The sequence below is a fragment of the Streptomyces sp. Xyl84 genome (assembly GCF_059731885.1).
This window is the reverse complement of sequence record NZ_AP029182.1, coordinates 2,916,479-2,937,715: the sequence shown is the minus strand read 5'-3', so window position 1 is coordinate 2,937,715 and position 21,237 is coordinate 2,916,479. Positions and strand designations below refer to the sequence as shown.

17 protein-coding genes are annotated in these 21,237 nt (G+C 73.7%); 10 read left to right on the top strand and 7 right to left on the bottom strand.

Annotated elements, in window-relative coordinates; genetic code table 11:
• The first annotated feature begins 58 nt into the window (after window positions 1-58).
• From AC6I72_RS12545 to AC6I72_RS12535, 3 genes are all read left to right on the top strand, one after another.
• Complete coding sequence (locus tag AC6I72_RS12545) at window positions 59-1,978, top strand: serine/threonine-protein kinase (RefSeq protein WP_498000865.1); 1,920 nt, start codon at window positions 59-61, stop codon at window positions 1,976-1,978.
• Window positions 1,979-2,556: 578 nt separating this feature from the next.
• Window positions 2,557-4,170, top strand: coding sequence for a succinic semialdehyde dehydrogenase (locus AC6I72_RS12540; RefSeq protein WP_498000864.1), 1,614 nt, complete (start codon window positions 2,557-2,559; stop codon window positions 4,168-4,170).
• An 87-nt stretch (window positions 4,171-4,257) separates the two neighbouring features.
• Entirely contained in the window at window positions 4,258-6,039 is a 1,782-nt protein-coding gene (locus tag AC6I72_RS12535) for a GMC family oxidoreductase N-terminal domain-containing protein (RefSeq protein ID WP_498000863.1), read from the top strand.
• A 62-nt stretch (window positions 6,040-6,101) separates the two neighbouring features.
• Here AC6I72_RS12535 and AC6I72_RS12530 read toward each other — a convergent pair whose 3' ends face one another.
• Window positions 6,102-7,187: an LAETG motif-containing sortase-dependent surface protein gene (locus AC6I72_RS12530; RefSeq protein WP_498000862.1), complete on the bottom strand. Its 1,086-nt coding sequence runs from the start codon at window positions 7,185-7,187 to the stop codon at window positions 6,102-6,104.
• Window positions 7,188-7,718: 531 nt separating this feature from the next.
• On the bottom strand, window positions 7,719-8,036 hold the full coding sequence (locus AC6I72_RS12525; protein WP_498000861.1) for a chorismate mutase: 318 nt from the start codon (window positions 8,034-8,036) through the stop codon (window positions 7,719-7,721).
• A gap of 350 nt (window positions 8,037-8,386) precedes the next feature.
• On the opposite strand from AC6I72_RS12525, the gene guaA reads away from it, so the two are divergent.
• Window positions 8,387-9,967, top strand: coding sequence for a glutamine-hydrolyzing GMP synthase (guaA, locus tag AC6I72_RS12520; protein WP_498000860.1), 1,581 nt, complete (start codon window positions 8,387-8,389; stop codon window positions 9,965-9,967).
• Between the two features lie 17 nt (window positions 9,968-9,984).
• On the opposite strand, the gene AC6I72_RS12515 is transcribed toward guaA, so the two are convergent.
• Window positions 9,985-10,458 carry a pyridoxamine 5'-phosphate oxidase family protein gene (locus AC6I72_RS12515; RefSeq protein WP_498000859.1) on the bottom strand — a complete coding sequence of 158 codons (474 nt, stop codon included), beginning with the start codon at window positions 10,456-10,458 and terminating at the stop codon, window positions 9,985-9,987.
• 151 nt (window positions 10,459-10,609) lie between these two features.
• Here AC6I72_RS12515 and AC6I72_RS12510 point away from each other — a divergent pair, with 151 nt between their 5' ends.
• The 3 genes from AC6I72_RS12510 to AC6I72_RS12500 all read left to right on the top strand — a co-directional run bounded on the left by AC6I72_RS12510 (window position 10,610) and on the right by AC6I72_RS12500 (window position 13,743).
• Window positions 10,610-11,410 carry a class II aldolase/adducin family protein gene (locus AC6I72_RS12510; protein ID WP_498000858.1) on the top strand — a complete coding sequence of 267 codons (801 nt, stop codon included), beginning with the start codon at window positions 10,610-10,612 and terminating at the stop codon, window positions 11,408-11,410.
• A 267-nt stretch (window positions 11,411-11,677) separates the two neighbouring features.
• On the top strand, window positions 11,678-12,961 hold the full coding sequence (locus AC6I72_RS12505) for a hypothetical protein (protein WP_498000857.1): 1,284 nt from the start codon (window positions 11,678-11,680) through the stop codon (window positions 12,959-12,961).
• A gap of 251 nt (window positions 12,962-13,212) precedes the next feature.
• Complete coding sequence (locus tag AC6I72_RS12500) at window positions 13,213-13,743, top strand: DoxX family membrane protein (protein ID WP_498000856.1); 531 nt, start codon at window positions 13,213-13,215, stop codon at window positions 13,741-13,743.
• A gap of 75 nt (window positions 13,744-13,818) precedes the next feature.
• Here the strand turns inward: AC6I72_RS12500 and AC6I72_RS12495 are convergent, their stop codons facing one another.
• The gene (locus AC6I72_RS12495; RefSeq protein WP_498000855.1) at window positions 13,819-14,046 is read right to left on the bottom strand and encodes a hypothetical protein; all 228 of its coding nucleotides are present in this window, start codon (window positions 14,044-14,046) and stop codon (window positions 13,819-13,821) included.
• Window positions 14,033-15,388, bottom strand: coding sequence for a PspC domain-containing protein (locus AC6I72_RS12490; RefSeq protein WP_498000854.1), 1,356 nt, complete (start codon window positions 15,386-15,388; stop codon window positions 14,033-14,035). The genes AC6I72_RS12495 and AC6I72_RS12490 overlap by 14 nt, the downstream gene beginning before the upstream one ends.
• A gap of 607 nt (window positions 15,389-15,995) precedes the next feature.
• Here AC6I72_RS12490 and AC6I72_RS12485 point away from each other — a divergent pair.
• Together AC6I72_RS12485 and AC6I72_RS12480 are read left to right on the top strand one after the other, a co-directional pair.
• On the top strand, window positions 15,996-17,285 hold the full coding sequence (locus tag AC6I72_RS12485; protein WP_498000853.1) for an ATP-binding protein: 1,290 nt from the start codon (window positions 15,996-15,998) through the stop codon (window positions 17,283-17,285).
• Window positions 17,285-18,016 carry a LuxR C-terminal-related transcriptional regulator gene (locus AC6I72_RS12480; protein WP_498000852.1) on the top strand — a complete coding sequence of 244 codons (732 nt, stop codon included), beginning with the start codon at window positions 17,285-17,287 and terminating at the stop codon, window positions 18,014-18,016. The genes AC6I72_RS12485 and AC6I72_RS12480 overlap by 1 nt, the downstream gene beginning before the upstream one ends.
• 31 nt (window positions 18,017-18,047) lie before the next feature.
• On the opposite strand, the gene AC6I72_RS12475 is transcribed toward AC6I72_RS12480, so the two are convergent.
• Window positions 18,048-19,133 carry a C40 family peptidase gene (locus tag AC6I72_RS12475; RefSeq protein WP_498004669.1) on the bottom strand — a complete coding sequence of 362 codons (1,086 nt, stop codon included), beginning with the start codon at window positions 19,131-19,133 and terminating at the stop codon, window positions 18,048-18,050.
• 614 nt (window positions 19,134-19,747) lie between these two features.
• On the opposite strand from AC6I72_RS12475, the gene AC6I72_RS12470 reads away from it, so the two are divergent.
• Entirely contained in the window at window positions 19,748-20,101 is a 354-nt protein-coding gene (locus AC6I72_RS12470; protein WP_498000851.1) for a hypothetical protein, read from the top strand.
• A gap of 24 nt (window positions 20,102-20,125) precedes the next feature.
• Here the strand turns inward: AC6I72_RS12470 and AC6I72_RS12465 are convergent, their stop codons facing one another.
• Window positions 20,126-21,097 (bottom strand): tellurite resistance/C4-dicarboxylate transporter family protein, encoded by a 972-nt coding sequence (locus tag AC6I72_RS12465; RefSeq protein ID WP_498000850.1) that lies wholly within the window; start codon window positions 21,095-21,097, stop codon window positions 20,126-20,128.
• Window positions 21,098-21,237: the final 140 nt, after the last annotated feature.

The following is a 21,237-nucleotide window of genomic DNA, read 5'->3' as shown; positions in this document are numbered from 1 at the left end:
CCTGCTTGGCCGGTCGGCGCCCCGGAATCGGGCCGTCCGATGCGGCATCATGGGGCGCATGGGGACCGAGGGGGCCGACTGCCGCGTGATCGCGGGCCGTTACCGCCTTCAGGCACGGATCGGGCGCGGCGGCATGGGCGTCGTGTGGCGGGCGACCGACCAGCTGCTGGGACGGCGGGTCGCGGTCAAGGAACTCCCGTTCGACGAGACGCTGTCCGCGGAGGAGGCCCGCCACCTGCGCGACCGCACGCTGCGCGAGGCCCGGGCGGTCGCGCAGTTGCGGCACCCCCACGTCATCGTCGTCCACGACATCGTGGAGCAGGACGGACGTCCGTACATCGTCATGGAGCTGATCGAGGGCGGCTCGCTCGCCGACCGGATCGCCGCGGACGGGCCTTTGGACGCCGCCGAGGCCGCCAGCGTCGGGATCGCCCTGCTGGGCGCACTGCGCGCGGCGCACGCGGCCGGGGTGCTGCACCGCGACATCAAACCCGCGAACGTCCTGATGGAGTCCGGCACCGGCCGGGCCGTCCTCACCGACTTCGGCATCGCCCAGGTGTCGGGCGCCCCCACGCTCACCGAGAGCGGGTCCTTCGTCGGCTCCCCGGAGTACACCGCGCCCGAACGGATGTCCGGTGCCGGTACCGGTCCGCAGTCCGACCTCTGGTCGCTGGGCGCGCTGCTGTGCGCGGCGCTGAGCGGTGAGTCGCCCTTCCGGCGCGACTCGCTGGGCGGGATCCTGCACGCGGTCGTCTTCGACGAGATCCGGCCGCCCGCGCAGGCGGGGCCCATCCTGCCCGTCGTACGCGGGCTGCTCGAACGCGACCCGCGACGGCGGCTGGAGAGCGCGGAGGCGGAGAGGATGCTGCGCGCCTTCCTCGACTCGGGCCGTACGCCCCAGCCGTCGGACCGGTGGACACCGGCGCAGACCGACGTGCCAGGGCCGCCGCACCCGGCGCCGGGCCCGTACCGGTCGGTCCGGTCGCTGCGCCCCCGCTGGTTCGCCGGGCCGGCCGGCCGGGGCGGGCGGACCGGCTTCGGCGGGCGGACCGGGCCCGCCGAGGCCGCCCCCGCGCCTGCGATGCCTGGGGCGCAGGGGGCGCCTGAGATCTCGGGGACCCCCGCCACGCCCGCGACCCCTCTGTTCTCCGGGGCGCCCGCCCCCGACACCGGCGCCGCGCAGCCGCCCGCCCGGCTCTCCACCCGGGGACTGCTGATCGCCGCGCTGCTGGTGGCCGCGACGGCCGGGGCGGGGGTCTCGGCGGCGACGCTGCTGATGAACGGCGGCCCCAAGGGCTCCGGCACGCCGGCCAGTTCGGCGCCGGGGCGCGGGCCGAGTGCCCCGGGCGGCGGCTCGGCGGGCACGTCCGCGGGGGCGTCGGCCGGGACCGGCTCCCCGGCGGCGCCCCGGTCGCCGGCCGCGTCGGGCCGTCCGTCCTCCACCACGCCCTTCGGCCCGTCCTCCACGGCGCCGGCCGGCGCGGGCGACACGGCCGCCCGGACCCGGCCCGGGGCGGGCGCCGCCGGCCATCCCACCGCACCCTCCGGCTACCACCTGGCGCAGGACCCGGCGGGCTTCTCGGTGGCGGTACCGGACGGCTTCACGCGCTCGCCGCAGGGTGTGCGGACCTTCTACCTGTCACCGGGGCAGGTCTTCCGCCTCGGCATCAAGGCGGCCGGTCCTCGGTCGGGCGGCCCGCTCGCGGTGATGCGCCGCGCGGACGCCGCCGGACCGCGCACCAACCCCGGCTACCACGACGGCCGGGTCACCGCCACCACGCACGACGGACACCCCGCCGCTCTCAGGGAGTTCACCTGGAACGGTTTCAGCGCGGCGGAGGGCGCCCGGCACACCTACGATCTGTGCTGGGAGCAGGACGGCCGGCTGTACGACATGTGGCTGTCGGCACCGGTCGGCAAGGCGCGGGAGGCCCGGGAGTACTTCGATGTCGCCGTCGACACCTTCAGGCCCGCCTGAGCGTCCGGCACCGGGCGCGTACCCGCAGGCCACGGGTCTGGGACCGCTCGGCTCCGGCGGTGGAGACGGGGGCGCCGCCGCCCGCCCGCTCCGGTCGCTTCCGCCACCTCGGCCGCCCCGGCTCGCCGCGCGCGGCCGGGAGGTGGCGAAGACGGCGACCGCCGACCTGGCGGTCGACCGGCTGTGACCCCGGCCGGCGGACGAGACCATCCGGGCCCGGTGCCCCGCCCCCGCCCCTGCCGCCCGTTTCCCCCCACGCCGTTCCCTGCCGCGCCCTCTGTCCTCGCCCCTGACGTCCCTGCCGCCCGCTTCCGCCCCCACCCGTCCCTGCCGCGCGATCTCCCCCCCAACGGCCGCCACCGCCGCCCGCTTCCGCCCCCGCACGCCCACCCCGCGCCCCTGCCCCGCGCCCGCCGTGCCTCGTCCGGCGGTGGGTGCGCGGCGGTGGCGCGTGATCGAGGAAAGGACCCCTGATCAGCGCATTCGTTGCCAGTGATCGCTGGCGTCGTGTGTGCACTCGGTGAATCCCCGTTACCGCCGGGTACACAAACCCCGGGACACGTCATACGCTGCGCTGCATGACGGACGCGCAGGCCCCGGCACAGACCGGCACGAATCCTCTGGCCCCCGCCCCCACGGGCGCCCGTACCGCCGCCGACGTGGTGACGCCCGAGCTGGTCGCCCGGCTCACGAAGGGGGTCGCCGGATCCGGCCGGACCGCCAACCACACGCCGTTCACCGGTGAGAAGCTGGCCGACCTGCCCGAGTCGACCCCCGAGGACGTGGCCCTCGCCTTCGAACGGGCCCGGGCCGCGCAGGACGTCTGGGCGCGCACGCCGGTACGGCAGCGCGCCGCCGTCCTGCTCCGCTTCCACGACCTGGTGCTCGCCCGCCAGGCCGAGATCCTCGACCTGATCCAGCTCGAGACCGGCAAGGCGCGCCTGCACGCGCACGAGGAGGTGCAGGCCGTCGCCGTCGCCGCCCGGCACTACGGCCGCCGGGCCGCCGCGTACCTGAAGCCCCGGAGGCACACCGGCGCCGTCCCGGCCCTGACGAAGGTGACCGAACTGCGCCACCCGCGCGGTGTCGTCGGCCAGATCGCCCCCTGGAACTACCCGCTGGAGCTGTCGGTCGGCGACGCGCTGCCCGCCTTCGTCGCGGGCAACGCGGTCGTGATGAAACCGGACACGGAGACCTGCCTGACCGCCCTGTGGGCGCGGGACCTGCTCATCGAGGCGGGGCTGCCCGCCGGGGTCTTCCAGGTCGTCATCGGCGAGGGGCCGGTGGTCGGCCCCGCGGTCGTCCAGCACGCCGACTACGTCTCCTTCACCGGCTCCACCCGCACCGGCCGCGAGGTCGCCCAGGGCGCCGCGGCCCGCCTGGTCGGCGTCTCCCTCGAACTCGGCGGCAAGAACGCCATGCTCGTCCTGGAGGACGCCGACCTCGACAAGGCGGCGGCCGGCGCGGTCCGCGCCTGCTTCTCCTCCGCCGGGCAACTGTGCATCTCCATCGAGCGGCTGTACGTCCACGAGGCCGTCGCCGACGCGTTCCTGGAGCGCTTCACCGCCCGCACGAAGGCGATGCGGCTGGGCACCTCGCTCGCCTACGGCGCCGACATGGGCTCCCTCGTCGGAGAGCGCCAGCTGAAGACCGTCACCCGGCACGTGGAGGAGGCCGTCGCCAAGGGCGCCCGGGTGCTGGCCGGCGGCGTCGCCCGCCCGGACATCGGCCCGTACTTCTTCGAGCCGACCGTCCTCGACGGCGTCGAGGACCCCATGGCGGTGTGCACGGAGGAGACCTTCGGCCCGGTCGTCTCCGTCTACCGCTTCGCGAGCGACGACGAGGCGGTCGAGCGCGCCAACGCCACGCCGTACGGCCTGAACTCGTCGGTGTGGACCAAGGACGCCCGCCGGGGCCGCGCGATCGCCACCCGCCTGCGCACCGGCACGGTCAACCTGAACGAGGGGTACGCGCCCGCCTACGGCAGCGTCCAGTCGCCCATGGGCGGCATGAAGGACTCCGGTCTCGGCCGCCGGCACGGCTCCGAGGGCATCCTCAAGTACACCGAGGCCCAGACCATCGCCCACCAGCGGCTGCTGCCCATGGCCCCGTCGCTCGGCATGGACGACGAGAAGTACGCCGCGTTCATGAGCCGGAGCCTGCGGGCGATGAAGGCACTGCGGCTGAAGTAGCCGGCCCGGGGGCGCGGGGAGCCGCGCCCCGCCGCAGACAGCCCGCGGAGCACGTCCGAAAGCGCGCACACAAAGGGGAGAAGGCACGTGTCTCAAGACGGCTACGACTACGACGTCATCGTCGTGGGCTCCGGCTTCGGCGGCTCCGTCACCGCGCTGCGCCTGACCGAGAAGGGCTACCGCGTCGGCGTCCTGGAGGCGGGGCGCCGCTTCACCCGCGAGAGCCTGCCGAAGAACTCCTGGGACCTGAAGAACTACCTGTGGGCGCCCAGGCTCGGCATGTACGGCATCCAGCGCATCCACCTGCTGGGCAACGTCATGGTGCTGGCCGGCGCGGGGGTCGGCGGCGGCTCCCTCAACTACGCCAACACCCTCTACGTACCGCCGAAGCCCTTCTTCGACGACCCCCAGTGGCGGCACATCACCGACTGGCAGGACGAACTCGCCCCCTACTACGACCAGGCCAAGCGCATGCTCGGCGTCCGGCTGAATCCGACGATGACCCCCTCCGACGTGCACCTGAAGGCCGCCGCGCAGCGCATGGGCGTCGGCGACACCTTCCACATGGCGCCGGTCGGGGTGTTCTTCGGTGACGGCAAGGACGCCGACGGCACGGCGAAGGCCCAGCCGGGCCGGCAGGCCGCCGACCCGTACTTCGGCGGCGCGGGACCGGCCCGCAAGGCCTGCACCGAGTGCGGCGAGTGCATGACGGGATGCCGGCACGGGGCGAAGAACACCCTGAACGAGAACTACCTGTACCTGGCCGAGAAGGCGGGCGCGGTGGTCCACCCCATGACGACGGTCGTCTCGGTCACCGACGACTCGCGCGGCGGCTACGCGGTCGCCACCCTGCCGACGCACGACAAGAAGAAGGGCGCGGGACGGATCTACACCGCCCGCCGGGTGGTCCTGGCCGCCGGCACCTACGGCACCCAGACGCTGCTGCACCGCATGAAGGCGGGCCGGCAGCTGCCGCACCTGTCGGACCGGCTCGGTGAGCTGACCCGCACCAACTCCGAGGCGCTGGTGGGCGCGCAGACCGACAACCGGCGCTACCGCGCGGCGACCGGGCGGCCCCGGCCCGACTTCACGCGCGGTGTCGCCATCACCTCCTCCGTCCACCCGGACGAGAACACCCACATCGAGCCGGTCCGGTACGGCAAGGGATCCAACTCGATGGGCTCACTGTCCATCCTCCAGGTGCCGTTCACGGACGGCGGGTCCAGGGCCGCGGCCTGGCTGGCGAACGCCGCCCGCCATCCGATGCTGGTCCTGCGCTCCCTGTCCAACCGCCGCTGGTCGGAGCGCACCATCATCGGCCTGGTGATGCAGTCCCTGGACAACTCCCTGACGACGTACCTGAAGGCGGACGGCGTCGGCAAGGGCCTGCTCACCGCCCGCCAGGGCCACGGCTCGCCCAACCCCAAGCAGATCAGGGCCGCCACCGAGGGTGCCTCCGCGCTCGCCGCAGAGATCAACGGCTTCGCCGGGTCCAACGTGGGCGAGCTGATGGGCACCCCGCTCACCGCGCACTTCCTCGGCGGCTGCCCGATCGGCGACTCGCCCGAGACCGGCGTCATCGACCCGTACCACCGCCTCTACGGCCATCCCGGCATCTCCGTCGTCGACGGTGCGGCGGTCTCCGCGAACCTCGGTGTGAACCCGTCCCTGACCATCACCGCGCAGGCCGAGCGCGCGATGTCGTACTGGCCGAACAAGGGCGAGACCGACCCGCGCCCGGCGCAGGGCGCGGCCTACGAGCGGCTCAAGCCGGTGGAGCCCCGCTACCCGGTGGTCCCGGCGGACGCGTTCGGTGCCCTGCGCCTGCCGTTCCTCGGCATACCGGCGGTACCGCCGAAGAAGAAGTGAAGAAGGACCTGCGCCCCCCTCCTGGCGCAGGTCCTTCCCGTTCTGCCGGGCGACGGACCGCCCTACGCTCCGGCACCGCCCTTGCGGCGCCGCACCGCGACCAGCGCGCCGGCTCCGACCACGACCGCGAGGCCGCCGACGAGACCGATGGTCGGCACCATCGAGCTGGAGCCCGTCTCGGCGAGGCTGCCGGTGGGCGGGATCTCCTCGGCCCCGCCCTGCGGACGCTTGCCGCCGGAGGGCTTGTCACCGTCCTGCGGCTTGGCGTCGCCGGGGTTGTCGTTGGTGCTGCCCGGCTTGAGCACGGTGAACGTGTAGTAGTCGAACGCGCTGTGGACGCAGTTCTTCTCCTGGTCGACGTATCCGCCCAGGCCCACGGTGTAGCCGTCGCCGGCGGGGGCCTTCGCGGTGATGTTCACCCGCAGCTGGATGTCGACCGTCTGCTTCGGGCCGAGCGGCGTCTCACCGAAGTAGATGCCGCCCCCGATCTCGTCCGTGAGGGACTCCCACTTCTTGGTCGTGGGGTTGAGGTACTCGAGCAGCGCGTAGGTGCTCAGCCAGTCCTTCTCGTTCTCGCTCATCGAGTCGTTGTCGATGAGGGCGAGCCACTGCACCATGCCCAGGGAGCTGTCGCTGTGGTTGGCGGCGGTGAGCTTGAAGGCGTGCCAGCCGCTGCCCGCGACGATCTTGCCCGGCAGACCGGAGACCGAGATCGTCAGCTGGGAGTCGGGGTCCACGTCGTCCTCGGTGCAGGGCGTCGGCTCGTCCGAGGGTTCGGCGGGCTTGCTCGGCGAGGCGGAAGCCGGTGCGGAAGCGGAGGCCGAGGACGATGCCGAGGCGGACGCGGAGGCGGACTGCGAGGCCGAGCCGGAGGCGCCGGTCGACGGGGTGCTCTCCGCCGGGATGGACGGCGGGGTGGACTCGGGCGTGCTGCCCGCCGGTGTCGACTCCGGGGCGCTGGGCGGAGTGGACTCGGGGGAGGAGGGCGCGGACGCGGACGTCGGGGCGGTCGGTTCCTCGGCGAAGGCGGCGGGAGCCGACAGCAGCGCCAGCGGGGCTATAGCGGTCGTCGCGGCGGCGGCTGCCAGGGCGCGGCGAAGCTTCATGTAGACCTCGGGGAGTCCGGCGTGCTGCGGTGGACGCAGCACGGAGGTTGCGGAGGCCCCCGCGATGGGACGCGGGTGTGGCCGTGGGTTCCGCTGGTGTGACCCGGGGCTCTGGTGAATGGTTGTGCGGTGTTTCACAGGATCTTTATGTGCCCTGCGTCACATGCGGCGTGGCGAGGTGGCGCGACCGGTCGGGGGCGGTGAGCACGGACCGACGGTCGGGCGCGGGGAGTGGCGACGGCCGGACGCGCGGGGCGTTGGCATGGCCGGTCCGGGGGAGCGGGGACGGCCGACCGGGCGGAGGAGGGCGGTGCCGGGCGCGGGGAGTGGGGACGGCCGGCCCCGGGCGTCCCCGGAGCCGGCCGTCACCTGGTGACCGGGCTGCTGTCCCCTGCCGTCCGGTCACTTCCCCCGGAGCGGGGTCCCACGACGCGCGGCACGATCCGCACGTCTCACCGCTCCGGAGAGCCACGCGTGGTCCTCTCGGCCCGTCCCTGGCTGGCACGGCCACCCCGACCAACGAGGCGGCGCCCGCCGCGGTAACGCACCGTACGGGTGAGAGATCCCGAGCGGTCAGATCCTGCCCCGGCACAGCTCCAGCAGGGTCATCGCCAGCGCCGTGCCCGGCTTGCCGAGGGCGTCCCGGTAGCGGCCGAGGATCTCCATCTCGCGGGAGAGGTTCACCCGCCGGCCGCCCGAACCGATCCGGGCCTCCTGGACCACGGCGGACACGGCCATCCGTTCCTGGACCAGACCCATGATCCGGTCGTCGAGCGCGTCGATGCGTTCCCGGGCGTCGGTGATGACGCCCACGGCCTCGTCGGTACGCGCGCCGGTCCTCTCGGCCGCGGTGACGGTCGTACCGGTCTTCTCTGCTGCGCTGGCGGTCATCTCGCCGGGCTCCTCACTGGAAGGCGGGTGCGGAGCCCCGGAGCGGCAAGGACCGGGAGAACGACAGGCGCCCCGGGCCTTGTCGGCCCGGGGCGCCTGGGAAGTCGCTTGTCAGTAGCTCAAGCAGCACGACCATGGCAGCCGGCGGGCCGGGTGCCATAGGTAAAGACGAAGGTCGTCGCGTACGTGAGCATGCTCCCAGTATGCCGTGCCCGGCGCGGGCGTCCAAGGCGGTTCGGATGCTGAGACGGGCCGCGCGGGCCGGCGGCCCGGAGCACGGGGCGGGTTCCGCCGCCGCCTCGGTAGAATCGCAGGTACAACGACCCGCCCAAACCGCCGGAAGGCACCCCGTGTCATCAGCGACTCCCGCTGCCGCCGCCCCCGACACCGTCCTGGTCGTCGACTTCGGTGCGCAGTACGCCCAGCTCATCGCCCGTCGCGTCCGCGAGGCCCGGGTCTACAGCGAGATCGTGCCGAGCACCATGCCGGTGGCGGACATGCTCGCCAAGAACCCGGCGGCGATCATCCTCTCCGGCGGCCCCTCGTCGGTGTACGAAGAGGGCGCGCCCCGCCTGGACCGCGAGCTGTTCGAGGCCGGCGTCCCCGTCTTCGGCATGTGCTACGGCTTCCAGCTGATGGCGCAGGTCCTCGGCGGCACCGTCGACAACTCCGGAGCGCGCGAGTACGGCCGCACCTCGCTCGCCGTCTCCAAGCCCTCCTCGACCCTCTTCGAGGGCACCCCGGACGAGCAGGCCGTGTGGATGTCGCACGGCGACGCCTGCTCCGCCGCCCCCGAGGGCTTCACCGTCACGGCCGCCACGGACGTCGTCCCGGTCGCCGCCTTCGAGAACGACGAGAAGAAGCTCTACGGCGTCCAGTACCACCCCGAGGTCATGCACTCCACGCACGGCCAGCAGGTGCTGGAGCACTTCCTGTACCGCGGCGCCGGCCTCACCCCCTCCTGGACCACCGGGAACGTGATCGAGGAGCAGGTCGCCGCCATCCGCGAGCAGGTCGGCGACAAGCGCGCCATCTGCGGCCTGTCCGGCGGGGTGGACTCCGCGGTCGCCGCCGCCCTCGTCCAGAAGGCCATCGGCTCCCAGCTCACCTGCGTCTACGTCGACCACGGCCTGATGCGCAAGGGCGAGACCGAGCAGGTCGAGAAGGACTTCGTGGCCGCGACCGGCGTCCAGCTGAAGGTCGTCGACGCCGAGGAGCGCTTCCTCACCGCCCTCAAGGGCGTCTCGGACCCCGAGGAGAAGCGGAAGATCATCGGCCGCGAGTTCATCCGGGTCTTCGAGCAGGCCCAGGCCGAGATCATCGCGGACGAGGGCCCGGCCGTCGAGTTCCTGGTCCAGGGCACGCTCTACCCGGACGTCGTGGAGTCCGGCGGCGGCACCGGCACCGCCAACATCAAGTCGCACCACAACGTCGGCGGCCTGCCCGAGGACCTGGAGTTCCAGCTCATCGAGCCGCTGCGCAAGCTGTTCAAGGACGAGGTCCGCATGGTCGGCCAGGAGCTGGGCCTGCCGGAGGAGATCGTCCAGCGCCAGCCCTTCCCCGGCCCCGGCCTCGGTATCCGCATCGTCGGCGAGGTCACCAAGGACCGGCTCAACCTGCTGCGCGAGGCCGACGCCATCGCCCGCGAGGAACTGACCGCGGCCGGTCTCGACCGGGACATCTGGCAGTGCCCGGTGGTCCTGCTCGCGGACGTCCGCAGCGTTGGCGTCCAGGGCGACGGCCGCACCTACGGCCACCCGATCGTGCTGCGCCCGGTCTCCAGCGAGGACGCGATGACCGCCGACTGGTCGCGGCTGCCCTACGACGTGCTCGCCCGGATCTCCACCCGGATCACCAACGAGGTGCGGGACGTCAACCGGGTCGTCCTCGACGTGACGAGCAAGCCGCCGGGCACCATCGAGTGGGAGTGACCGCCACCCGGTAGGGATCAGGTCCGCCTGAGCGCACGCACCGGCGCTCCGGGCCGCCAGACCTGGACGACCAGATACCGGTCGTCCTCGACGAAGGTCCGCACGACCTCCGTCAGCTCGGTGCGGAAGAGGTGGAACGGCTGCGGCGGTTCCACCTCTTTCACGTACGCCCCCTTCGTCTCCGGGTCCGTCACCTCGACCGCCCGCCCGCCGATCCGCACGTCGCCCTCCTCCATCCCGGTGCCGGGCCCCGGATTCGACTGGAGCACGAACCTCGCGTCCCGCCGCAGGTCGCGCGCCTTCAGCGAGTCCCGCATCATGCCGAGCCACAGCTCGCCGCGCAGGAAGCGCACCTCCAGGCCGCTGGTGCGGGGCGAGCCGTCCGCGCGCAGGGTGACGAGCACGTGGTGCCGGAAGGCGCCGAAGCGCTTCTCGGTCAGGCCGGCCAGTCCGGGTTCCGTCGCGGCGAAAGCCGCCCAGTTCGTCGCCATGCCGGTGAGTGTGGCGCGGAAACCGGACACCCCCTGTCGGGTAGGAGAGAGGTCCGGCGGGGAGCACCGCATCTTCACGCACCGGTGCTGCCCTTCCCGGACGTCCGCGGGTACCTTCCGCCCGTACGCCGACCACCCGCCGGAGGATCCCATGCACGGCCGCGGCCCCACACCGCCCCCGCCCCTGCCCACCGACACGCTGCGCTTCGCCATGCCGCCGATGCACGAATCGGTCGAGGACGAACGCCGGCACCGCAAGGAACGGCTCGCGGGCGCCCTGCGGGTCTTCGGCCGGTACGGCTTCGAGGACGGCGTCTCGGGACACATCACCGCCCGCGACCCCGAGTTCAGCGACTGCTTCTGGGTCAATCCCTTCGGGGTGCCCTTCCAGCACGTCACCGTGAGCGACCTCGTCCTCGCCAACCAGGACGGCCAGGTCGTCGAGGGGCGCTACCACGTCAACCAGGCGGCGTTCACCGTGCACGCCCAGGTGCACGCGGCCCGCCCGGACGTCGTCGCCGTCGCCCACTGCCACTCCGTGCACGGCCGGGCCCTGGCCGCCCTCGGCGAGCTGCTCGACCCCCTCACGCAGGAGAGCTGCGCCTTCTACGAGGACCACGCCCTCTACGACGCCTACACCGGAGTCGTCGTCGACGCGGAGGAGGGCCGCCGGATCGCGGAGGTGCTGGGCTCGCGCAAGGCGCTGGTACTGCGTAACCACGGACTGCTCACCGTCGGTGACTCGGTGGACGCGGCCGCCTGGTGGTTCCTGTCCATGGAACGCTCCGCCCAGGTGCAGCTGACCGCCCGCGCCGCCGGCCGGCCGGTCCTCATCGACCACAAGGCAGCGGTGTCCACCCGCGAACAGCTCGGCGGGGACCTGGTGGCCTGGATCAGCTACCAGCCCCTGTGGCAGGCCGTCTGCCGCACCGAACCCGACCTGCTGAACTGACACCACCACCGCCGAGGCGGCGGCACCGGCCGGCACGGCCCCGGCGCGATCCCCACCGCGCCCCGCCCGATGCCCCAGCCGCGTCCCGCCGGACGATCCCGGCCGTCCGCCGGCCGCCCCCACCGGGTCAACACGGCGGCCCGGACGTCACCCGCCCTGACCAGACCAGGCGGACGCGCACGGGGTGGTGTAGGGCACAATGCGCAGTCGGCGTAGGGGTGTTGTCCGCAGGGCGGCTGCGGGTTCCGGGGAAGGCGGGCGTCGGGCGTGGCGGTGCAGGAAGCGAGAGACGGCGCGGGACCGGGGGCGCACGCCCACGCGGGCGGCTGCACCTGCGGGGACTGTCCGCACGGGGCGCGAGCGGGACACCGGCAGGCCGTGGCCGCGTTCCTCCTCAAACGGGACGAGTTCGCCGCGGGGCAGGGGCTGCCGGCGGCGGTGGCCCACTCCGTGTCGGCCTCCCGGCAGTGGGTGTCGGAGGAACTGACGCAGTCCGCCGAACTCGTCGCCGCCCGCCGCCGGGCCGAGGGCGACGCATGGCTGGTACGGCTGTGGCGCTGGACGTCGTACACGGTCTGGGCCGCGGTGGTCGTACTGCTTCTGGTGCAGGCGCTCACCGCGATCGGGGCGGGCTGGAGCACCGCCCGCACGGCGGCCCTGCTGGCGGCGGTGACCGTGGCCGCGGCGCTGACGGCCGCCTCGTGGTTCCACCGGGCGCGCGGCGGCGTGCTGGCCCCGGTCATCGGCGAGGACAACAGACTCTCCACCTCCCGTTCGGTCGCCGCGTCGTGGGTGCTGTTCGTGGCGTACGCGGTGCTGGTGCTGGTGGGCCGGCTGGCGGCCGCCTCCGACCACGCGGAACGCGATGCCCTCATCTCGGGCCTGGAACTCGCCCGGGGCGCCGGTGCGGTCACCGTGCTCGCCGTGGTGTGCGGGATCGCCGTGCTGGTCCGGCGGGTGGTCGGGCTGCGGGTCCTGGGACAGCGGCTGCAGAAGGTACGGGCGGACCGGCCGCGCTCGGCCGACCTGCTGACCGACGACGCGGGACGCGGCGCCTTCGCGGACATCCAGTACGTCCTGATCAACGCCGTCGCCCTGGTCTTCGCCGCGGTGCGGCTGGCCAGACGGCCCGATCAGCTGCCCGACCTGCCCTGGGGGCTGGCGGTGGTGACGCTGGTGTCCGCCGCGACCTACCTGGCGGGCAAGTACGCGGAGGGCGGGCGCCCGGTGATCCTCTCGGTGGTCCGGGCCCGGGAGGCCGGCGACCTGGACGCGCCGGTCCGCACCGGTGACGACATCGAGATCCGCGGCGCCGGATTCGTCCCACCGGGTGCGCAGGGCGCCGACCGGCTGGCGCGGATGGTGGTCCGCATCGGCGCGGTCAATGTCCACGTGCCCCTGGTGCCCGTCACCGGAGGGTTCAGCAACCCCACGGACACCGTGCTGACCGTGCCGGTCCCGGCGGACGTGGAGCCGGGCCGCGTCGAGGTGCAGCTGGTGACCGCGGCGGGCGTGGAGACCAACCGGTACGCGATCGACGTGACGGAGTGACCGGGGCGTCCGGGTGACCGGGGCCTCGCGCTGGCCGCCGTGTCGCCGTGCGGGAGGCGACGGGCCCGCACGCCGGCCGGGGGAACGGGACCGAACACCGAGGGGTGAGGAGCCCGGGGCCAACCGGACGCCTGATCCATACGGACGCCGCAAAAAAGTCCGGCCGGGGTGAGCGACTCCTTTCTCGCACACGTATCGTCTGTCGAGGGGTGAACGGCAGTGCGGTGAGAGGCGAGAGGCGGCTGGTAACGATGACTCACAGCCTTCGTACGGGCACGCAGACCTCGTACCTCGACCGGCGCGGCACCTGGCGGGACACCGCCGGCCGCTACGCCCTCCTTCCTCTCCGTCTCTTCCTGGGCGTCACCTTCATCTACGCGGGCCTGGACAAACTCACCGACAGCACCTTCATGAGGGCCGCCGGTCCCGGGTCGCTCGGTGACACGATGCGCGCGGTCCGCGGCTCCTCCGCCATCCCGGCCCTCGTCGACCTGGCCCTGAAGAACCCGGTCGGCTTCGGCTACGCCATCGCCCTCGGTGAACTCGCCGTCGGCATCGGCACCCTGCTCGGTCTGCTGGGCCGCCTGGCCGCGCTCGGCGGAGCGCTCATCTCCCTCAGCCTGTGGCTCACGGTCAGCTGGGCCACCACCCCCTACTACTACGGCAACGACCTCGCCTACCTCATGGCCTGGATCCCCCTCGTCCTCGCCGGCACCCCCGTGTTCTCCCTGGACGCCGTCCTGCCGAGACGACGACGCCGGGGCTTCGGGAACTACCGTTAGGACCTCTCCTCCGGATCACGCCGGGCTCGCGGGGCCACCGATCAGCCGTGTGAACAACCCTGCAGGTCAATACACCTAGCGGGCCTCGTCGAAGTCCGGGCCGCGCGGTGTTCTGCGGCGGCGTACGGACCGGTTGACCACCGCCACCGCGCCCGCCAGGCAGAGGCCGCCCACCACGACGGGCACGGCCACGAACCACGGCGTCTCCCAGAGGCCGCCCGCGTCCCCGGCGTAGGCGACGGCCGCGCCGATGAGACAGACGCCCGCCACCAGCTTCCCGGGCTGGAACTCATGAAGCCGCACGGCTCACCTCCGCCTGTCCAACACCCACGTGCAGATCGAGATCGACTGTCCCCGCGCTCTTGCCGCCCGCTGCCGGCACCAGCGTGACCTGCTGGTGCCGGCCCGGTGCCACGTCCACGTCCTGCGAGCCGTCGCCCGGCAACTGGATGTCGCCGACGCCCACGTCGATGTTCGCCCGCAGGGTCACGTCCTCGGGGAGGACGACCCGGAGCCGTCCCACGCCCACGTCGGCCCGCGTCGTCACGGTGCGGCCGTGGCCCGGGCGTATTCGGGTCAGGTCGAGGGTGCCCTCGCCGGTGCCCAGGTCGTACTTCGGGCGGACCTCCGTCACCGCGGCCGGTCTCCAGGTCGTGTGCGACCAGTGGGCGGTGACGTTGCCGGGCAGCGCCGTGGACGCGGCGAGGAGGGCCGCGGTGACGACGGCCAGCAGGACCGAGCCCGCGCCGGTCCTCCCGAGGAACGCGCTGACCGCGATGCCCAGTCCGAGGACGCCGAGCGCGCAGGCCAGCCCGGTCTGCAGGCTGATGCCCAGCGTGTGGTCGCCCCAGGTCAGCCGCGTACCGAGGCCGCCGGCCACCAGGGCGAGCAGGAAGACCCAGCCGCCGATCCGGCGAGGTCCCCGAGACCGGAGCGGTTGCGGACGGGGCGGGCGCGCGGTCTCTCTTCCGCGCCCGTCGCGGCTGATGTTCACGGCCGCCGCGACGTCCCGGTCGCGTGTGTCCCGCGGACCCCACAGGTAGCCGGTTCCGCCGACGTGGGTGCCGTCCTTGACGATCGGCTCCCGCCACCAGGACGGGTAGGAGGCGGGGACCGGGGGCGCCTTGGCCTCCGGTGGCGCGTCGGCGGTGGCCTGGACGGCCAGGGGGTCGGGATCGGCGGAGCCGCGGTGCTGCGACCAGTACCCCGCCCCCGCGAGGAGCAGGGAGAGGACGACGGCGAAGCTGAGCACGTCGCCGTTGGTCAGCATCGAGAGGAACACCCCGCAGCCGACCAGGGCGAAGAGCACGGCGGCCAGTGCGGGGCCGTCCACCCGCCCGGTGAGGAGCTTGCGCACCTCGTTCTCTTCCTCGTCGTCGAACGGCATGAAGAGCCAGGCGAACCCGTAGAAGATGAGGCCTATGCCGCCCGTGGCGGCGAGCACGGCCAGGGTGATCCGGAAGATCACCGGATCCATGTCGCACCGCCGCCCGAGCCCCGAGCAGACCCCGGCGAGCACCTTGTGCCGCCGGTCCCGCCGGAACCCCGGCGAGCCGCCCTCGGTGCCTTCCGGGCTCCCGGCGGTCGCGGAGCCCGCCCGGCCCCCCGCCTGCGGCCCGCCGGCCGCCCCCGCTGTCCCCGTCACGTTCGCCCCTCCGGTCGGGCCGGGCCCGCCGCCCGGCGGCTCCGGTCGTCCGCCTGCACCTGATGCTCCGCTCGTACGCGGTCGTCCGCCCGCACCCGCTGCTGCGCCGGCACTCGGCTCTCCGCGTGCGCCCGGTGTCTTCTCCGCGCTCGGCTCTTCGCCGGTGCTCCGCTCTCCGCGTGCGCCCGGTGGTTCCTGCGCGCCCGGTCGTCCTTCTGTACTGCGCGGGGGCGTCCGCCCGTGCGGGCGCGGTTCCTCACCCGCACCCGCACCGGGCGCGGCGGCTCCGGGCCCCGCGCCCCGGACCGGGCGAGGGCCGGGGCCGGGTTCCGGACCCGTCGCGGCGTGCTGGTGATTCGTCATGCGTCCATGGTGACGGGCGCGCCGCCGCCGCGGCAGTCGGGAAGACCCTGGCAGAACCCTGATTCGCCCCTGAGCCCCGCCCGGGATGCGTTCGACGGCCGGCGCGGAGCCCCCGGTACGAGCCGCCCGGAGCCCGGCCCCGGAGCCCGTTCCCGGGCCGCCCCGGCAAGGGGCGGGAAGATCAGGGGAGTCTCGGGGGCGGACCCTGATGCCTCCGTCCGGCGGGCATGTGACCATCGTTGGCATGCCGGAAGCCGCAGCCCTGCCCCTCGACGACCCGCGGCCGCCGCGCAAGCTCTACCGCAGCAGCGACGGACGCTGGCTCGGCGGAGTGGCGCGGGGCCTCGCCGGGCACCTCGGGCTGCCCGTGGTCTGGGTGCGGCTGGTCTTCGCCGGACTGTTCATGGCCGACGGACTCGGCGCGCTGCTGTATGCGGCCTTCTGGTTCTTCGTCCCCCTCGGGGTCGGCGGTGTCGGCGGCCAGAGACCGCCGTCCCTCGTCACGACGGAGACCTCGCCGGACGGCCGCCGCAGGATCGTCACCCGCAGACCGGACAAGGGCCAGCTCGTCGCCCTGCTGCTCATGGTCGTGGTGGCGTCGGTCTTCGTCGGCAGCGTGAATCTGGGCGGCGGCGCGAAGGTCTACCTCCTGCCGGCCGTCCTCGTCGCCGCGGGCGTCGCCCTGGTCTGGCGCCAGGCGGACAACGCGCGGCGGGCCCGCTGGGTCGAGGTCGGCCGCCGTCGCCGTACGCTCACGCTGCTGCGCGCCGGCGCCGGCGTCCTGCTGGTCACCGCGGGTGTCTCCGCCATCTTCGTCCTGCAGGGATCCGCCGCCCACCTCGGCTCCGTCCTCCAGGCGGGCCTCGCCGTCCTCGTCGGCATCACCCTGCTCGCCGGTCCGTACCTGGTCCGGATGACCCAGGACCTCTCCGAGGAGCGGCTGATGCGCATCCGTGCGCAGGAGCGTGCCGAGGTCGCCGCCCATGTCCACGACTCAGTGCTGCACACCCTGACCCTGATCCAGCGCAACGCGGAGAACGCGGGCGAGGTGCGCCGTCTCGCCCGCGCCCAGGAGCGCGACCTGCGCGCCTGGCTCTACAACCCGGAGGGCAACGGCAAGGACGAGGACGACGAGCCGGCGACCCTGGCGGAAGCCGTGAGGCGCAACGCCGCCGAGGTGGAGGACAAGCACGGCGTGCCCCTCGAGGTGGTCGTGGTCGGCGACTGCCCGCTCGACGAGCGCGTCGGCGCCCAGATGCAGGCCGCGAGGGAAGCCATGGTGAACGCCGCCAAGTACGGTGGCGAGGGCGGCGCCGTACAGGTGTACGCCGAAGTCGAGGGCAGGACGGTCTTCGTGTCCGTCCGTGACCGGGGGCCGGGGTTCGATCTCGACGCGATACCCACCGACCGCATGGGTGTCAGAGAATCGATCATCGGCCGCATGGAGCGCAACGGGGGAACCGCCCGGTTGCGCGCGGTGCCGGACGGCGGCACGGAGGTCGAGCTGGAGATGGAGAGGGCGGAGAACACGTGATGAGCGACCCGACCGAGGCGAACGGCACGGCGTCAGCGGACAGCGCGGAGGCGGCCGGGGCCGCGGGCGGGCGGCACGTGCGCGTGGTCCTCGTCGACGACCACCGCATGTTCCGTACGGGGGTCCAGGCCGAGATCGGGCGGACCGACGAGACCGGTGTCGAGGTCGTCGGTGAGGCCCCGGACGTCGACCAGGCGGTCGAGGTCATCACCGGGACCCGTCCGGAGGTGGTCCTCCTCGACGTCCACCTTCCGGGCGGCGGCGGGGTGGAGGTGCTGCGCCGCTGTGCCGCGCTGATGGCGGATGCCGAGCGTCCCGTCCGCTTCCTCGCGCTGTCCGTGTCGGACGCGGCGGAGGACGTGATCGGGGTGATCCGCGGCGGGGCCCGCGGATACGTGACGAAGACGATCACCGGCTCCGACCTCATCGACTCGATCTTCCGGGTGCAGGAGGGCGACGCCGTCTTCTCCCCCCGGCTGGCCGGGTTCGTCCTGGACGCGTTCGCCTCCACCGACGCCCCGCCGGTCGACGAGGACCTGGACCGCCTCACCCAGCGCGAGCGTGAGGTGCTGAGGCTCATCGCCCGGGGTTACGCCTACAAGGAGATCGCCAAGCAGCTCTTCATCTCCGTGAAGACGGTGGAGTCCCATGTGTCGGCGGTGCTGCGCAAGCTGCAGCTGTCCAACCGTCACGAGCTGACCCGCTGGGCCACGGCCCGCCGCCTGGTCTGACCTGGCGCGCGTCGCGGGGAGACCCCTCCCGTCACGCCACCCGGGTCGCCCCGGCGAACGGCATCTGGTCGATGGGCGCCAGCCGGACCGGCGCCGACGGGTTCGGGGCGTGGATCATCTGCCCCTGGCCCACGTAGATGCCGACATGGCTGACCCCGGAGTAGAAGAACACCAGGTCACCGGGGCGCAGTGCGGAGCGGGAGACCCGCCGGCCGGCGCCGATCTGGGCGTAGGTGGTGCGGGGGAGCGCGATGCCGGCGGAGCGGTAGGCCGCCTGGACCAGGCCGGAGCAGTCGAAGGCGTCGGGCCCGGTGGCGCCCCACACATAGGGGCTGCCGAGCTTCTGGTAGGCGTAGGCGACGGCCGCCGCCGCGCGGGAGGCGGGGGCTGCGGCCGCACGGACCGCGGGGGCCGCATCAGGTCCCGGGGCGCCGAGCGCGGCCCGGGACCCGGCCGTGGACCGGGACGCCCGCCCCGCGGCCGGGTCCTCGCCGATCGCCAGGCGCTGCGGCGGGGTGAGCCGGGCCAGCAGCCGCCTGGCCTCGTCCAGTTTCGTGTTGATCGTCTTCTTGTGCCGCCGCAGTTCCGCCTGGCGCGCGCGGAGCGAGGCCAGCTCGGTGCGTGCCGCTCCGCGCACATGGTCGAGCCTCCTCAGCTCCCGGTGCACCCCGGCCACGGCCGCGGTCTGGCGGGCGCCCGCCCGCTCCGCCAGTTCGGCGCCTTCCAGGTAGTGCCGGGGATCGTCGGAGAGCAGGAACTGGACGGTGGGATCGATTCCGCCGTTCCGGTACTGCTCCGCGGCGATCGAGCCCAGGGCGTCACGCGCCGCGTTGAGCCTGGCCTGTCCGCGAGCCGCCTCGTCGCCCAGGGCCCGCAGCCGTTTCCCGGCCGCGTCCGCCTGCTCCTGGGCACCGTCGTACTTCTCGGTGGCGGCCTCCGCCTCCTGGTACAGCCGGTCCACCCGGGCCCTGACCTGCTCGGGTGCCGGCTGCGGTGCGGCATGTCCGGTGCCGTCGAAGACCGTGGCCGTCGCCGCGCCCGCGAGGACGAGGGTGAGGGCCGTACGGGCTGTGCTGCCGCTGAGTGAGCGTGGTCGGGGCTTGCGGTGCGAGGCCACGTGGACCGTCACGTCCCTTCGTCCGGCCGGCCGTGGAGGCGGGCTCTGCGCGTCCGGCGGCGGCCCGCACAGGGGAACGGTCCGCCGCCGGACTTCTTGGCGGTGGTGCCCGGCTGCCGCCCCCAGGCCCTGCCGTCACCTCCCCGTCCGCCTCGGGACGCGGTGCACGCGCTCTCGGGGCGGACGAGGGCCATGGGACGACGGGACCCGGCCCGGACGGCGGTGGGGAGCCGGTCACCTGGGGAAGGACGCTAGGACCCGCCGTGCCGCAGGAGTGAGAGGTTGTACGGAACTGCCGTGACTGGTCCGACCCGTGACCGGAAGTGACCATGAGCGCCACCCGACGGCATCGTCTTCACGGAGAGCGATGACCGATGTGCCGGTTCGGGGGCATGGGGGACCGGCAGGTGCTATGTGGCGCATATATGCACACCGGCCCGACCGCCCGGGCCGGACCGGCCGGGACCGGGTGTCCCCGGGACCGTCGCCCCCGGAACCCCCGGGACCGTCGCCCCCGGAACCCCCGGGGCCGGGCGCCCCCGGAACCCCCGGGACGTGCCGGTGGCCGGGCCGGTGTCCGGCGGCTCGGAGGCCTCTCGTTAGGCTCCGGCCTCATGGACGTACTCATCCATCTCTTCGTCGGCCTGCACATCATCGGGATCGCCGCGCTGCTCGGCGGCTTCCTCACCCAGATGAAGGCGATGGGCCAGGGCACGGCCCGGTTCGTGCCCGGCATGCTGCACGGCGCACTGACCATGCTGGTCACCGGCATCGTCCTGGTCGGCCTCAACCAGGCCGACGACCATCACGTCAACACCGTCAAGATCGGCCTGAAACTGGCGCTGCTGATCGTGATCCTCGGTCTCGTCTACGTCAAGCGCGACGACGAGAAGGTCGACAAGAGCATGTTCGGGCTGGTCGGCCTGCTGACCATGGCGAACATCTTCATCGCGGTGCTGTGGACCTGAGCACCCCCGCCGGGGGCGTGAGGCTCAGGCCGCAGCGCCCCTGAGTTCGGCGCGCGCCTCCGCGACCGCCCCCGCCGCGACGGCCAGCCACGCCGCCACCGCGACCCAGACCAGCACCTCCCCGAGCCCCCTGAACTCGGGGACGTGCAGGGCGGCGGCGACCGAGAGCGCCGCCGTGGCCGTCATGCCCAGCGGGAAGACGGTCGACCAGCGGCGCACGTCGTAGCGCAGCCGGGGACGTACCACCTCCGCCACGAGCAGGACGGCGTACCAGGCGAGGTCGAGCACCAGCAGCCCGAGGGTGACGGTGCGCAGGACGCCGTGGTCGTCGTTGTTCCACAGATGGTGTCCCGCGCCCTCTGCGCCGATCAGTTTCGCCCCGGCGACCGCGGAGATCGCCAGCGCACCGCCCGCGACCCAGTGGTCGCCGTGACCCTCGAACACCTGTCGCAGGTCGAAACGGGACAGGGCGAACAGGTAGAGCACCAGGCCCAGCCAGAAGAAGACGAGCGCCGTGTGCGCCAGCCAGGCCGTGGCCTGCGCCCGGGCCAGCGACGCGCCGAGCACGGCGAGCCCCTCCGTGGCCACGCAGCACAGGAAGACGGCCCCCGGCATGGGCCGCCGGGAGTTGCGGACGACACGCCAGAGCAGCCACGGCCACAGGAGCACGGCCAGCGCGAGCAGCGCCTCGGCGAGCGGCTGCCACCCCAGGTTCGAGAAGCGTGTGCCCAGCACCGCGGTCGCAGCGACCCCGGTGAGCGCCGCCGGCGTCCCCGCCTCGGCCGCCCAGCGAGTCCGTTCGCGCGTCAGCCGCAGGACGAAGTCCGCGGCCAGGGCCAGCCAGGCGACGCAGGCCACGGCGAGGACGGCGAGGGACAGCACCTCGTGGCCCGTCAGCTGCAGTCCGATCGACACGATGCCGCAGGCCATCACGGCGGCCCCGGCGGCGGGCGGACGCTGCGCCAGCCAGGCGCGCAGAGGTGAGGTGACGGGCATGATCCCGATGCTAGTGCGGGGGCACGTCGTGCGAACGGGGCGCGCACGCCGGGACGGAAAACCGTGCGCGGCGCGCGTACCGGCGCGGGCGCGGGCAAGCGTTCCGCTCCGGGGTGGTACCGAGCGGGGCCGGTGTGCGG

Bases quoted from the DNA above. Each gene is read 5' to 3' on its own strand.
- AC6I72_RS12545 (WP_498000865.1), top strand. From the start codon at position 59: ATGGGGACCGAGGGGGCCGACTGCCGCGTGATCGCGGGCCGTTACCGC.
- AC6I72_RS12540 (WP_498000864.1), top strand. From the start codon at position 2,557: ATGACGGACGCGCAGGCCCCGGCACAGACCGGCACGAATCCTCTGGCC.
- AC6I72_RS12525 (WP_498000861.1), bottom strand. From the start codon at position 8,036: ATGACCGCCAGCGCAGCAGAGAAGACCGGTACGACCGTCACCGCGGCC.
- AC6I72_RS12515 (WP_498000859.1), bottom strand. From the start codon at position 10,458: ATGGCGACGAACTGGGCGGCTTTCGCCGCGACGGAACCCGGACTGGCC.
- AC6I72_RS12510 (WP_498000858.1), top strand. From the start codon at position 10,610: ATGCACGGCCGCGGCCCCACACCGCCCCCGCCCCTGCCCACCGACACG.
- AC6I72_RS12500 (WP_498000856.1), top strand. From the start codon at position 13,213: ATGACTCACAGCCTTCGTACGGGCACGCAGACCTCGTACCTCGACCGG.
- AC6I72_RS12485 (WP_498000853.1), top strand. From the start codon at position 15,996: ATGCCGGAAGCCGCAGCCCTGCCCCTCGACGACCCGCGGCCGCCGCGC.
- AC6I72_RS12480 (WP_498000852.1), top strand. From the start codon at position 17,285: ATGAGCGACCCGACCGAGGCGAACGGCACGGCGTCAGCGGACAGCGCG.
- AC6I72_RS12470 (WP_498000851.1), top strand. From the start codon at position 19,748: ATGGACGTACTCATCCATCTCTTCGTCGGCCTGCACATCATCGGGATC.
- AC6I72_RS12465 (WP_498000850.1), bottom strand. From the start codon at position 21,097: ATGCCCGTCACCTCACCTCTGCGCGCCTGGCTGGCGCAGCGTCCGCCC.